At 70.9% G+C, this 14548-nt stretch carries 5 protein-coding genes; 3 read left to right on the top strand and 2 right to left on the bottom strand.

Annotated features, from left to right (window positions below; all coding sequences use genetic code 11):
* Positions 1-35 precede the first annotated feature (35 nt).
* Positions 36-1391, top strand: a complete 1356-nt coding sequence (glyA, locus tag NR792_RS03050; RefSeq protein WP_375758559.1) for a serine hydroxymethyltransferase — start codon at positions 36-38, stop codon at positions 1389-1391.
* Between the two features lie 34 nt (positions 1392-1425).
* The gene (locus tag NR792_RS03045) at positions 1426-6135 is read left to right on the top strand and encodes an amino acid adenylation domain-containing protein (RefSeq protein WP_375758558.1); all 4710 of its coding nucleotides are present in this window, start codon (positions 1426-1428) and stop codon (positions 6133-6135) included.
* A 29-nt stretch (positions 6136-6164) separates the two neighbouring features.
* Here NR792_RS03045 and NR792_RS03040 read toward each other — a convergent pair whose 3' ends face one another.
* Positions 6165-6917 carry a VOC family protein gene (locus NR792_RS03040; RefSeq protein ID WP_375758557.1) on the bottom strand — a complete coding sequence of 251 codons (753 nt, stop codon included), beginning with the start codon at positions 6915-6917 and terminating at the stop codon, positions 6165-6167.
* A gap of 167 nt (positions 6918-7084) precedes the next feature.
* On the opposite strand from NR792_RS03040, the gene trxA reads away from it, so the two are divergent.
* Positions 7085-7426, top strand: coding sequence for a thioredoxin (trxA, locus tag NR792_RS03035; protein WP_207057359.1), 342 nt, complete (start codon positions 7085-7087; stop codon positions 7424-7426).
* Between the two features lie 80 nt (positions 7427-7506).
* Here trxA and NR792_RS03030 read toward each other — a convergent pair whose 3' ends face one another.
* On the bottom strand, positions 7507-14547 hold the full coding sequence (locus NR792_RS03030; RefSeq protein ID WP_375758556.1) for an SDR family NAD(P)-dependent oxidoreductase: 7041 nt from the start codon (positions 14545-14547) through the stop codon (positions 7507-7509).
* Between the last annotated feature and the right edge of the window lies 1 nt (position 14548).

The following is a 14548-nucleotide window of genomic DNA, read 5'->3' as shown; positions in this document are numbered from 1 at the left end:
TCCTTCCCCATCCGTTCCAACGAGAGGAATCCCCCGTGAACAAGAACGTCCTTTCGGAGCTCATGCGCAGCGGGACCGAGCTCCTCGCCGAGGAAGACCCCGCGCTCTTCGCGCTGCTCGAAGGTGAGTACGAGCGTCAGCAGGACACGCTCGTGATGGTCGCCTCGTGCAGCATCGCCGACCCTTCGGTGCTCGCGTGCCAGGGCTCGGTGGCGGTCAACGTGACCGCCGAGGGCTACCCGGGCAAGCGCTACCACGCCGGCTGCGAGCGCATCGACGGCATCGAGCAGCTGGCCATCGACCGGGCCAAGGCCGCCTTCGGAGCGCAGTACGCCAACACCCAGCCGCACTCGGCAACGTCCGCCAACTACATCGTCATGTCGCACCTGCTGTCGCCGGGCGACACCATCCTCGGCATGGGCCTGCGCGCGGGCGGCCACCTGACACATGGGTCCAAGGTCTCCATGTCCGGGCAGTACTTCCGCTCCGTCCACTACGGCGTCGATGAGAACGGCTTCATCGACTACGAGCAGGCCGCGCGGATGGCCCGGGAGTTCAAGCCCCGGCTCATCATCTGCGGCGCCACCGCGTACTCGCGCGTCGTCGACTTCCGCCGCTTCCGGGAGATCGCCGACGAGGTGAACGCCTACCTGCTGGCGGACATCTCGCACATCGCGGGGCTGGTCATCACCGGGCTCCACCCGAACCCCATCGACCACGCCCACTTCACCACCACGTGCACGCACAAGCAGCTCTACGGGCCGCGCGGCGGGCTCATCCTGCTGGGGCGCGACCACGAGGCGATGGGCCCGGACGGCAAGCACACGCTGACCGACCTGATGCGCCGCGCGGTGTTCCCCTACTTCCAGGGCGCGCCCATCATCAACGCCATGGCGGCCAAGGCCCGGGCCCTGGCCGTCGCCGTCACCCCCGGCTTCAAGGCCACCGCGGAGCGCATCGTCGAGGACGCGCGCGCGCTGGCCCAGGCGCTCCAGGCGCGCGGCTACCGCATCATCTCCGGCGGCACGGACAACCACATCGTGCTCGTGGACGTCGCGGCGAGGGGCCTCACCGGCATCCTGGCGGAGCAGGCGCTGGAGGCCTGCGGCATCATCGTCAACAAGAACTCCATCCCGGGCGACAAGAACCCGGCGGAGATCGCCAGCGGCGTGCGGCTGGGCACCAACACGCTGGCGGGCCGGGGCTACGGCCCGCGCGAGATGGAGCAGTGCGCCGACCTCTTCCACCGCGTCCTCTCCGGCATCGAGGTGTTGGGGCCGCGCGAGTACAGCCTCAGCCCCACCCTCCAGGCCGGCATCCGCGCGGAGGTCCGCGCCCTGTCCCGGCGCTTCCCCCTTCCCCGCTACGCGGCCGTCCACCCCGAGCCGTAGGCGTCACTCCCTCCCGAGCACGACGGACCTCTCCATGAGCGACCTCTCCAAGCGACTCGCCGCCCTTCCTCCCGAGAAGCGCGCCCTGCTGTCACGACAGCTCAAGAACAAGACCGAGGCCGAGGCCCCCCGGGGTCCGGCCGTCCCACGGCGGCCTCCGAACGCGGCCGTGCCGCTCTCCTTCGCCCAGCAGCGGCTCTGGTTCCTCGACCAGCTGGAGCCTGACAGCCCGCTCTACAACGTCCCCACCAACGTGCGCCTCACGGGCAAGCTGGACGCGCAGGTGCTGCGGCGCAGCCTGAATGAGATCGTCCGCCGGCACGAGGTCCTCCGCACGACCTTCGCGCCCCAGGCCCAGGAAGGGCGCGCCGTGCAGGTCATCGCGCCCGCGCTGGCGCTGGAGCTGCCGGTGGTGGACCTCCAGGGCCTGCCCCGCGCGGAACAGGACGCGGCGGTGGAGCGGCATGCGCTCGCGGAGGCCCGGCACGTGTTCGCCTTGCAAAAGGGGCCCCTGGTCCGCGCGACGCTGCTGCGCCTGGCGGAGCGGGAGCACGTGCTGCTCTTGAACATGCACCACATCATCTCCGACGGCTGGTCCATGGGCGTGATGCTCCAGGAGATGGGCACGCTCTACGCAAGCCTCGCTGCGGGCCGCGCGTCCATCCTCCCGGAGCTGCCTGTGCAGTACGCGGACTACTCCGTGTGGCAGCGCGAGTGGCTGAGCGGTGAGGAGTACGCGAAGCAGGCCGCGTACTGGAAGAAGCAGCTCGCGGGCAGCCTGCCGGTGCTGGAGCTGCCCACCGACCGCCCCCGCCCGGCCGTGCAGTCCTTCCGCGGCGCGCACCACCTCTTCCTCCTCGACGCGCCCCTCACGGCGGCGCTCAAGGACGTGAGCCGTCAGGAGGGCGTCACGCTCTTCATGACGATGCTGGCCGCCTTCAAGCTGCTGCTCCACCGCTACAACGGCCAGGTGGACCTGCTGGTGGGCACGCCCATCGCCAACCGCACCCAGCCGGAGCTGGAGGGGCTGATTGGCTACTTCGCCAACACGCTGGTGCTCCGCACGGACCTCGACGGGGACCCCACCTTCCGCGCGTTCCTGAAGCAGGTCGAGGACGTGTGCCTGGGTGCGTACGCGCACCAGGACCTCCCCTTCGATCAGCTGGTGGAGCTCATCCAGCCGGAGCGAAGCCTGAGCCACATGCCGCTGTTCCAGGTCATGTTCGTGTTCCGCAACGACCCGTCGAAGCCGCTGGCGCTGCCGGAGCTGACGATGGCGCCCATGGAGGTGGAGAGCGGGACGTCGAAGTTCGACCTGACGCTCTACCTCATGGAGGTCGAGGGCCGGCTCCAGGTGTCCCTGGAGTACAGCACCGACCTCTTCAACGCGGCCACCATCCACCGCATGGAGGGGCACTTCCGCACGCTCCTCACCAGCGTGGCCGCGGATCCCGGCCAGCGCCTGTCCCGCGTGCCGCTGCTGACGGCGCCCGAGCAGCAGCAGCTCCTGCGGGACTGGAACGCCACGGACCTGGCGTTCCCGGAGCGCGCGTGCCTGCATGAGCTGTTCGAGGCGTGGGTGGACCGCGCGCCGGACGCCGTCGCCGCCGTGTGTGGCGAGGAGGCGCTGAGCTACCGCGAGCTCAACCGGCGCGCGAACCAGCTGGCCCACCGCCTGCGCGCGCTCGGCGTGGGGCCCAACGTCAAGGTGGGCATCTGCGTGCGGCGCTCGCTGGACGCCGTGGTGGGCTTGATGGGCATTGTGAAGGCGGGGGGCGCGTACATGCCGCTCGACCCGGCCTACCCGAAGGAGCGGCTCCAGTTCATGCTGGAGGACGTGCAGGCGCCGGTGCTGCTCACGCAGTCACCGCTGCTGGAGCGGCTGCCCGCGCAGCGCTCGCGGGTGCTGTGCCTGGACACGGACTGGGCGGAGATCGCCCGGGAGCCGGACACGAACCCGGCCCATGTCGCGACGCCGGAGGACCTCGTCTATGTCATCTACACGTCGGGCTCCACCGGCAACCCCAAGGGGGTGATGCTGGACCACCGGGGCCGGGTGAACAACTTCACCGACTTCAACCGCCGCTTCGAAGTGGGCCCCGGGGACGCCGTGCTGGCCCTGTCCTCGCTGAGCTTCGACATGTCCGCGTATGACGTCTTCGGGACGCTGGCCGCGGGCTCCACCATCGTGCTGCCCGTCGCGGCGCTCGAGCGCGACCCGGCCCACTGGGCGCAGCTCATGGTCCAGCACCGCGTCTCCGTGTGGCACTCCGTGCCCGCGCTGCTGGAGATGCTCCTGGCCAGCGTGGGCACCGACGCGGAGCGCGTCCCCCGCTGGCTGCGCCTGGTGCTCCTGGGCGGCGACTGGATTCCCGTCTCGCTGCCGGACCGGCTCAAGGCGGTGGTCGCGGGCGCACGGGTCATCAGCCTGGGCGGCGCCACGGAGATCTCCATGGACTCCACCCTCTACGACGTCGTGGAGACCGACCCCGCGTGGAAGAGCATCCCCTACGGCATGCCCATGACGAACCAGCTCTGCTACGTGCTGGACGCGCAGCTGCAGCCGGTGCCCATCGGCGTGCCGGGCGAGCTGCACCTGGGCGGCGTGGGGGTGGCCTGGGGCTACCTGAACCGGCCCGAGCTGACGGCCACGAAGTTCATCCCGCACCCGTTCAGCACGCGCCCCGGCGGCCGGCTCTACAAGACGGGGGACCTCGCCCGCTACCGCCCGGACGGCAACCTGGAGCTGCTCGGCCGCATCGACAACCAGGTGAAGATCAACGGGCTGCGCATCGAGCTGGGAGAGATTGAGGCCGCCCTGCGCAAGCTCCCTGGCGTCGACGAGGTCATCGTCGTCGCCCGGGCCGAGGGCTCGGGCCCCAAGCGGCTGGTGGCCTACGTCGTGCCCGACGCGGGCCAGACGCTGACGGCGGAGGACGTGAGGGCCGCCCTCAAGTCCCGGATCCCCGAGTACATGGTGCCCACCGCGTACGTCTTCCTGGAGGCCCTGCCGCTGACACCCAACGGCAAGGTGGACCGGCGCAACCTGCCGGCTCCCCAGCTGATCCGCCAGGACGCGCAGCCGGTGGTGGCGCCGCGCACGCCCGAGGAGAAGGTGCTCGCGGGCATCTGGAGCGCGCTGCTGGGGGTCGAGCAGCTCAGCGTGCACGACAACTTCTTCAGCCTGGGCGGCGACTCGGTGCTGGGCGTGCAACTGGTCGCCCGGGCCCAGCAGGCGGGACTCCACCTCACCCCGAAGCAGCTCTTCCAGCACCAGACGCTCGCCGCGCTGGCGGAGGTGGTGGAGCCCGTCGTCGCGCGGCCCGCGGGAGAGGCCTCGGGTCCCCGGCTCACGGCCGCGCAGCAGCAGGCCGCGGACCGGATGCGCGCGGAGGACTCCAATATCGAAGCGCTGTATCCCGTCTCCCCCATGCAGCGGAACATGCTGCTGAGGGACCGGGGGCCCCATGCCCCGGGGCTCTACGTCGTCCACGCCAGCATGCAGCTTCCCGGCGACCTCCACGTGGAGCGCTTCCGGGAGGCGTGGCAGCGCGTGGCGGAGCACCACCCCATCCTCCGGACGGGCTTCGCCTGGGAAGGGCTGGACGAGCCGTTGCAGGTGGTGCGCCGCGCGGTGGACGTGCCGCTCGAGGCCCATGACTGGCGGCACCTGTCCCTGGACGCGCAGCGGGAGCAGCTGGCGGCCCTGCTGCTGGCGGACCGGCGGCGCGGGTTCGAGCTGTCACGGGCGCCGCTGATGCGGCTGCTGCTCATCCACGTGGACGCGAGCACGTACTACTTCACCTGGAGCAACCACCACGCGCTGCTGGATGGCTGGTCCCGGGCCATCGTGCTGAAGGACGTGTTCCTCACGTACCGGGCGCTCCTGACGAACGAGGCCCCGCCGCTCCAGGCGCGGCGCTCCTATGCGGACTACATCGGGTGGATCCAGCAGAAGGACTCCGCCGCGTCCGAGCAGTTCTGGCGGCAGCAGCTGAGCGGCTTCTCGGGTCCGGAGCCGCTCGTCCTCGGGCCTGCTCCCGCCCCGCTGGCGCCGCAGGAGGACCGGTTCGACAAGCAGAGCCTGACGCTGTCCGCGGCCACCACCGCGGCGCTCCAGGCGATGGGCCGGCAGCACCAGCTCACGGTGAACACGCTGGTCCAGGGCGCCTGGGTCCTCCTGCAGCACCACCACGGTCAGGGCCGGAAGGACGTCGTCATCGGGGTGACCTCGTCGGGCCGGCCCACGGACATGGCCGACGTGGAGACGGTCGTCGGGCTGTGCATGAACACGCTGCCCATGCGCATCCAGGTGGATCCCGGCACGCTGCTCGTGCCCTGGCTGAAGGAGCTGCAGACCCGGCAGGTCGATGCGCGTCAGCACGAGTACACGCCGCTGCCGCGCATCCAGCAGCTCGCGGGCCTGTCGCCGGACCGCATCCCCTTCGAGAGCATCATCGTGTTCGAGAACTACCCGGTGGATCCGGCGTTGCTCGAGGTGGGCAAGGGCTGGGTGGGCAAGCATCCGCTCGCCCGGGACAACTACGACGTCGCGCAGACCGAGTTCCCCCTGCGCGTGGAGGTCATCCCCGGCGCGGAGCTGCAGCTGGTCCTCTCCTACTACCGGAGCCGCCACGGCGCGGAGGCCATCACCCGGCTCCTGGAGGAGTTCAAGGCCCTGCTGGAAGGCATGGTCGCCGGACCGGACCAGCCCCTCCGAGCACTGGTCCAGCGCCACCTGTAGCGAGCCGCCTTCGCCCTGACCCGCCGCGCTCAGCTCGGGCGCGCGGGCTCCAGGAGTCCGAACTCCACGCCGGTCGGATCCGTCAGCACCGCGAGGCTTCCGCCCGCGGGGCCCGCCCTGCGTGGGACCAGGACCTTCGCGCCCAGCCGCACGGCGTGCTCACGCGTGGCGTCCAGGTTCTCCACCCGGAGGTGCGTGCGCCAGTGCTGCCTGGCGTCCGGGGATTCCTCCGCGCTGGCGACCTGGCCCGCGGGGGTGCTGTCCGCCGCGAAGACGGTGCTTCCGTCCGCCGCGGACTGCATCCTCCAGCCGAAGACCTTTCCGTAGAACTCCTTCGCCCGGGCGACGTCGGGGGTGATCAGCGTCTCCCAGCAGAAGGCTCCTACCTCTGCCTTCGGGGGCACCGGGGTCCCCGGGGGGCTCTTCACCGCGGCGAGCATCGCTTCCGCGTAGTCCACCACCCGGGCCACCCGCCCCAGCCCCGGCACCTCTCTCAGCCCCGGCAGGGCTCCGCCCCCGTCCGCGGAGGCGATCACCACCGAGGCGTCCACGTTGTCCACCGACACGAAGCTCACCCAGCCCGTCCCGAACCCCACCCGCTGGGCCTGTCGGATGGCGCCCAGCGGCTGCCCCGCCAGCCGGAGGGTCGTCCCCGCCCCCGGGGCCGCCTCCTCGTACGTCCAACCGAAGAGGTCGGCGTAGAACGCCTTCGCCTTCTCCGGCTCCGGCGTCGTCAGCTCCCGCCACACCACGCGCCCCAAGATGGCCCTTCCCTCACGCATCTGGCCCTTCCTTTCGCTCCGCGAATGGGGTCGCCTTCCACTCTCCGACACTGCTCCCACCGCCGGGCCGCCAAAGCCGTGCTTTTTCGCTGCGTGGCCCTTAGGTTCCGGATCAGGATGGTCGCGGCCCCTGCATATGTCTCGGGCGCAAAGTACCAGGAGGAAACATGGCAGGCACGGATGTACTGGATATCGGGGATTCCAATTTCAAGAAGGAAGTCTTGGAGTCAGACGTTCCCGTGCTGGTGGACTTCACGGCCGCCTGGTGTGCCCCCTGCCGGGCCATTGCTCCCGCCGTCGCGGAGCTGGCGACCCGCTACAAGGGCCAGATGAAGATCGCCAAGCTCGACGTCGACGCCAACCAGGACACCTCCCAGGAGTACGGCATCCGTTCGCTGCCGACCCTGCTGGTGTTCAAGGGCGGCAAGGTCGTGGAGCAGATCGTCGGCGCGGTGCCCAAGAGCCGCCTCGAAGGCGCCATCACGAAGATCCTGTCGCCGCAGGCGTGACCCCTGGGAGCCACGGGCTCCCCTGCTGAACCCAAGGCTCCATCGCCCGTGTGTTCCGGACGATGGAGCCTTTGTCTTTCCTAGCGGTCCTGGAGCGCGGGGGTTCCCAGCACCTGCCCCAGCGCCGCGTCCAGCTCCGCTCCGGACAGGCCCTCCACGTAGGCGCGGATCCGCTCCAGGTCGCCCTCCGGCGTGTCGCCCAGCCGGGGCGGCGGGGCCGGCAGTGGGGCCTCCGGCGGCTTCGCCTGGACGGGCTCGGGCTCCGGGACCTCTTCCTGGAACAGCGTGCGCACGCGCTCCGCGTGTTCCGTCATGAAGTACGTCGCCAGCATGTCGAGGGTCATGTTCTCGAAGAGCAGCGTGGCGGGCAGCTTCCCGAAGTCCTTCTCCAGCTGCTTGATGACCGACAGGTTCACCAGCGAGTCCACGCCGTAGGTCTCGAAGGTCGCCTGCGGATCAAAGCGCTCTGGGGCGATCTTCAGGAGCGTGGAGAACACGCCGGTGACGTAGGCCAGCGTCTTCGCGCGCAGGTCCAGGACCGGCGTGGGGGCCTGCTTCCGCTTCACGGGGACGGGCTTGTCCCGGCGGGTGGCTTCGGGCGCGGTGGCCCTGGTGGTGGCCGTCTGGGCGGCGTGCACCACCTGCCCCGTGCTCCGGGCGATCACCACGTCCTGCCCTGCCCCCGTGGCGTGCGGGACGAAGGCGGCCTTCGCGAAGCCCGCCTGGCCCAGCAGCGCGGTCCACCCCGCGGCGTCGAGCAGCGGCGAGTGCTCGATGCGGCCCTCGCCTTCCTCGTAGAGCCACCAGCCCTGCGTCATCCCGAAGACGAGCGTGGTGAAGTCCCAGACGCGGGTGAGCTCGTTGATGACGACCAGCCCGCCCGCGCGGAGCATCCGCTGGATGTGGGCCAGCGTGCGGCCCATGCTCCGGGTCGCGTGCAGCACGTTGGTGGCCAGCACCAGGTCCACGCTCCCGGGCTCGATGCCCTGCGCGCTGGGGTCCGCTTCGATGTTCAGGACCTTCGGCTCCAGGAAGGCGTGCGCCGTGCCGTACTTCTCCGCGCCGTACCGGACGAACCCCGCCGACACGTCCGTGTAGACGTAGCGCACGTGCGGCCCCAGGTCCTTGAGCGCGGTCAGGACGTGCTCGCTGGTGCCTCCGGTGCCCGCGCCCACTTCGAGGATGCGGACCACGGTCGTCGGGGCTTCCGCCACCCGGACCTGCACGTACGCGCGGATCGCGTTCGCCACCAGGCCGTTGAAGAAGTCCGCGATGGGGTTGCCCTTGTAGACGCGCTCGACCTTCTCCATGGAGCCCTGCGGGAAGAGCACCGCCGTGGCCTCGCGGCGGCCGGTCAGCACGTCGGGATAGGCGTCCAGGCAGAGGGCCAGCAGGGCGATGAGGTGGCCCAGGTCGGGATGCGCGGTGAGCAGCCGCTGCTTCCACGTCTCCAGCCCGCTCGCGTCCGGTGCCTGCGAGGCTTCCGGCCTCACGTGGATGCGGGTGCCCTGGCGCTCGACGTAGCCGCCCCGCTCCAGCACGCCCATCAGCGCCTGCCAGAGGCGGGAGTGCTCCTCCACCACGCCCACCTTCCGGGCCTGTGCGTAGAGGTCCCATTCCTCGCCCGCGTGGCCCACGGCGCCCAGGCGCTTCAGTGCGCCGAGCAGCACCGCCCGGCCCCACTGTTCGACGTCGGCGTAGGCCGTGGCCGCGCCGCGCAGGTTCGACTCCACCCGCCGACCCCAGGTGCTTGCCTCCTCCAGGGCTCTTGCATCGAGCCCCCGGGCACCGGGCGCGTACACGTCCACGCTCCGGCTGAAGTCCACGCCCAGCCGCTCCAGCAGCGGGCGCGTGGCCTTGAAGAGCATGACCTGCGGCGCCGCTCCCGCGAGCACCTCCTCCATGCCCGCCATGCCCTCCGCGACCTCGATGGGCAGGATGCCCTGCTGGGCCAGCCGCTGCTGATGGTGCGCGTTGGCCACCGCGCCCACGCTGCCCCAGTAGCCCCAGTTCAGGACGAACGCGGGGAGGCCCTTCGCCTCACGCACCCAGGCGCCAAACGCGTCCTGGAACGTGCTGCCCGCGGCGTAGTTCGCCTGCCCCGCATTGCCCCAGATGGACTGCCCCGAGGAGAAGAAGACCGCGCACTCCAGCGGCTCTCCCTCCAGCGCCGCGTGCACCGCCACGCTCGCCTTCACCTTCGAGTCCAGCACCGTGCGCAGCACGTCCTCCGTCATGCGCTCGAGCGCGCAGTCGTGGAGCACCATCGCCAGGTGGAAGACGCCGTGCACGGCGCCGAAGCGCTGCTTCGCCTGCGCGACCACCCGCGCTGCTTCGCCCGGCTTCGTCACGTCCGCCCGGACGTACTCCACTTCAGCTCCGGCGGCCTCCAGCCCCTTCAGCTTCTGCGCGAGCTCTCCTTCCGACTCGCGCCTCCCCACGATGACCAGCCGCGCCGCGTACTTTCTCGCCAGCCACTCGCCCACCGCCAGCCCGATGCCTCCTCCGCCTCCTACCAGCAGGTACACGCCCTGCTGCCTCAGCGGCACCCGCCCCTGCTGCAACCGCTTCACCGGCAGCAGCCTGCGCACGTACCGGCGCCCCTGCCTCAGCGCCACGTCCGCGCCCTTCCCGTCCCCTTCCTCCCCCACCACCCCGTCCACCCACTGGCCGCGTGCGACGTCCTCCGTCCCCACGTCCACGTAGCTCACCCGCAGCGCCGGATACTCGTTCGCCACCGCCTTCGCGAAGCCCTGCACGCTCGCGCCCCACGGACGCGGGCTTTCGCCCTCCACCACCCAGTGCGCACCTACCGTCACCACCCTCAACTCCAACGGCTTGAGCGCCCAGCCGTGCACGCTCAGCGCCTTCACCAGGCTGAAGAGGGCCACCACTCCCCGCTCCTGGCTGGCTTCCAGTGCTCCCGCGTCCTCCACGCTTGCAGTGAGCTTCGCGTCCGCGCCTCCCAGGAAGTACAGCCGCGTGAGGCCTCCTGCCTCTTGCAGCCACTCCTGCGCTCCGGCTTCGTCGCGCCGATTCCACTCCCACTGGCCCGGACCGTGGCGGTGCGTCCGCTCCGACAGCCGCACCCGCACCACGCCTTCCGTCGCGTGCGCCTTCGCCAGGGCCTCTTCCAGCTCCGCGCTGCCTTCGTGGCCCACCAGCACCACTCGCGCGCCTTGCGTCGTGGCGTTCCATTCGCGGGCATGCACTGGTGCCGGCGCCGGCTCCCACTTCGGCACGTACAGGAGCGCTTCGGCCTTGGCCGCGACTTCCGACGCCGTCTCGCGCCACTCGCGCAGCGCGACTTCCTTCAACTCGACGCAGGGTTCGCCATCGCGGTCCACCAGCGTGATGTCGTAGCGCAGCCCTCCCGAGGACCGGACGTGGACGTAGACCTCTGGCGGCACGGGCCCGCGCACCGCGACCTCTTCCACCGCGAAGGGCACCGCGAGGCCGTCGCCCACCCTCAGCCCCAGAATGCTCTGCAACGCTCCATCCAGCACGCCGGGGGGCAGCGCCCAGCGGCCCCAGGCCTCTTGCTGCGCGGCGCTGGCTTCCAGGCGTGCGAGGACCTCTTCCTCGTTGCTCCACACCTCGCGCACCGTCTGGAAACCTTCGCCGTAGCGCAGGCCCAGGGCTTCGAAGCGCGCGTACACCTCGCTTGCTTCAAGGTGACGAACGCACCGGCCACGCACCTCGTCCAGCGACACCGCCGCGTCGTCACCCGCTTCGGAGCCCTGGACCAGGACCTCACCGCTCGCGTGCGTCGTCCACCCGGTGTCTCCGGGCTGCTGGCTTCGGACCTCGAACTCCATCCGGTCCGCATCGTCCTTGCGGAGCGTCAGCCGCACCTCGCGCCCTGCCCCTTCCACGACCAGGGGCTGTGACCACCGCACCCGCCGAAGCGTGTACTTCCCGGGGCCCAGCGCCTGACGCGCCGCCACGGCGGCCATCTCCAGGTAGGCCACTCCCGGCAACATGGCGCGGCCTCGGACCTGGTGCTCCGCCACCACCCAGGCGGAGTCCGACAAGCGCTGCTGGAAGACCAGCCCACTGCCCAGGCTCGCCTCCGGCTTCAACCGCCCGAGCAGCGGATGCGGCCCCACGAGGCCTCCCTCCATCGCGGCGGCTTCCACCCAGTGCCGCTCGCGCGCGAAGGGATACGTGGGCAGCGACACGCGCCGGCAGGCCTCGTGCCCCTGCAGGCGCCAGTCGATCGCCGCGCCTTCCACCCAGGCCTCCGCGAGGCTCGTCAGACGGCCTCGCTGCTGCCAGCCCTCCAGCAGGCGCCGCGCATCCTCGTCCGTGCTCAGCAGCGTGGACTTGCGGCCCGCGCCCCGATACAGCCCGTCCGCTGAACGGCCCTCCAGGAAGGCCTCCAGCTTCGTGAGCAGCGCCGCCTTGCTGTCGGCCACGATGGCCAGACGCTCTTCCATCGGCTCGCGTCCGACCTGGAGCGTGAAGGCCACGTCGCAGGGACGGACGCCTTCCAGTTCCATGCGCTCGCGCACGTAGCGGACCAGTCGCTCCGCGGCTTCCCGCAGCCGGTCCGGTCCCTTCGCGGACAGCGGGAACAACCACGGGCCTTCCGGCGCCGGTGCCCCGGCCTTCGTCTCCCGGAACTCCTCCAGCACCACGTGGGCGTTCGCGCCTCCCGCGCCGAAGGAGCTGATGGCCGCCCTCCTCGGCCCGTGCTCCTTCGCGGGCCACGGGGCCAGCTCCTTCTGCACGACGAGGGGCGCGTCCGCGAAGCGGATGTTCGGATTCGCGGGCTCCGAATGGAGCGAGGGCACCAGCTGCCCGTGCTTCAGCTGCAACAGGACCTTCGTCACCCCCGCGATGCCCGCCGCCGCCTCCAGGTGGCCGATGTTCGACTTCACGGAGCCCATGGGCACGCGCCCCTGCTCCGCCGAGGGTGCCCCGAAGGCGCGCGTCAGCCCGGTGACTTCGATGGGGTCTCCGAGCGACGTCCCCGTCCCGTGCGCCTCCAGGTAGCCCAGCTCCCGCGCGTCGACCTTCGCGCGCCGCAGCGCCTCGGCGATGACGTCGCCCTGGGCGTTCGGGTTGGGCACCGTGTAGCCATTCGTCTTGCCGCCGTGGTTGAGCGCCGAGCCCTTCACCAGCGCGTACACCCGGTCCCCGTCCGCGAGCGCCTTGCGCAGGGGCTTGAGCAGCACCGCGCCCACGCCCTCGCCGGGCACGTAGCCGTCGCCCCCCTCTCCGAACGAGCGGCACCGCCCGTCACTGGAGGCGAAGCGGCCCTGGCTCAGCAGCGTGTACTTGTGCGGATGGATGGACAGGTTCACCCCGCCCGCCACCGCCACATCGCACTCGCCCGAACGCAGGGACTGGCAGGCCAGATGGATGGCCGTGAGCGATGACGAACAGGCCGTGTCCACCGCCAGGCTGGGGCCCTGGAAGTTGAAGAAGTAGGAGATGCGATTGGCGATGGACCAGTGTCCGGATTGCGCCCGCGAGGCCTGGCCCCGGAGCGCGGCCTCCACGCCCAGCCATTCATACTGGCCGTACATCACCCCGACGAACACGCCCGTCCTGGGCGCCTTCGGGGCCAGGGTGCGCCGCGTGTAGCCCGCGTCCTCGAACAGCGACCAGACCGTCTGCAGGAAGAGGCGCTCCTGCGGATCCATCCCCTCCGCTTCCCGCGTGGAGATGTTGAAGAAGAGCGCGTCGAACGCCGCCACGTCCGACAGGAAGCCGCCCCACTTCGAATAGCTCCGGCCCTCCGCGTCCTTGTCCGCGTCGAAATAGGGTGGGTACTCCCAGCGCCCCAGCGGAATCTCCGTGATGCAGTCGCGCCCCGCCTTCAGGTTGTCCCAGAAGGCCCAGAGGTCGTCCGCCATCGGATAACGCCCGCTCACGCCCACGATGGCGATGGCATCCTCCATCGGGTCCGCGCGCTCCCACGCGGCCGGGCGCACGTCGCGTGTGGACTCCTGCACCGGCGCGCGGGCTTCCGGCACCGGGACCGCCGGGGCCCGTGCCTCGGTGACGGCTGCGCCCACCAGCTCCCGCATCCGGGGGCCGTGCTGGCGGACGAAGTACTCGGCCAGCTCGCGCGTGGTCTGGTACTCGAACAGCAGCGTCCGGGAGATGTCACCGAAGTGCTGCTGCAACGCCGTGTTGACGCCGACGATGACCAGGGAGTCCACGCCGTAGCGCTCGAGCGGCTCGGTGGGATCCAGCTGCTCGACGGGCACCTTCGTCTCCCGTGAGAGCAGTGTCTTCAGGAAGGCCTCCGTGCGCGCCAGCAGGTCGCTGGAGTCGGCCGCAGGCTCCGGCTTCGCGGGCGCACGCGGTGCGGGGGCTTCCGCGCCGGGCAGGCCCAGGGTGCGGCCTGCCTTCTGCCGGTCTCCTTCCACGACCACGAACTGCGCCAGCGGCGACGCCAGGCCGTCCATGAACGCCTGGAGGCCCGTGGCGGTGTCGATGGGGTTCAGCCCCATGACCTGCGTCATGTACTTCTCGGACGCGGCGTCCAGCGCCATGCCGCCTTCGCGCCAGAACGGCCAGTTCAGCGACAGCGTCCTGCCGGTGCGCTCGCCCCGGGCCCGGAGCCGTTCGCGCCGCTCCGCGAACCGGTCCAGGAAGGCGTTGGCGTACGCGTAGTCCGCCTGCCCCACGTTGCCGATGACCGCCGACAGCGACGAGAAGAGGACGAAGAAGTCCAGCGGCTCATCCTTCAGCGCCTCGTCGAGCGCCATCACGCCCTGCACCTTGGGCGCGAGCACGGCGCGCATGTCCTCGCGTGTCTTCTTGATCAGCAGCGCATCGCGCAGCACGCCCGCGGAGTGGATGAGCCCGTGCAGGGAGCCGAACCGGGCCTTCGCCCGCTGGACGAGGCCCTGCACCTGGGCCCGGTCCGACACGTCCGCGCGGAGGTACTCCGCCTCACCGCCCAGGCCGCGCAGGCGCTCCAGCAGCTCCGCCGTGCGTGCATCCGGGACGGAGCGGCCCACGAGCACCAGCCGGGCATGGACCTGCTTCGCCAGGAACTCGGCGAACAGCCGGCCAATGCCCGCGGCTCCGCCCGTGATGACATACGTCCCTCGCTCACGGAGCAGGGACTGCTGCGAGACATCGTTGCTCGTCACCGACATG

Source organism: Corallococcus exercitus, assembly GCF_042231735.1.
GTDB classification, from domain to species: Bacteria; Myxococcota; Myxococcia; order Myxococcales; family Myxococcaceae; genus Corallococcus; species Corallococcus exercitus_B.
Note: the sequence above shows the minus strand (reverse complement) of the source record. Positions and strands in the feature narration are given on the sequence as shown.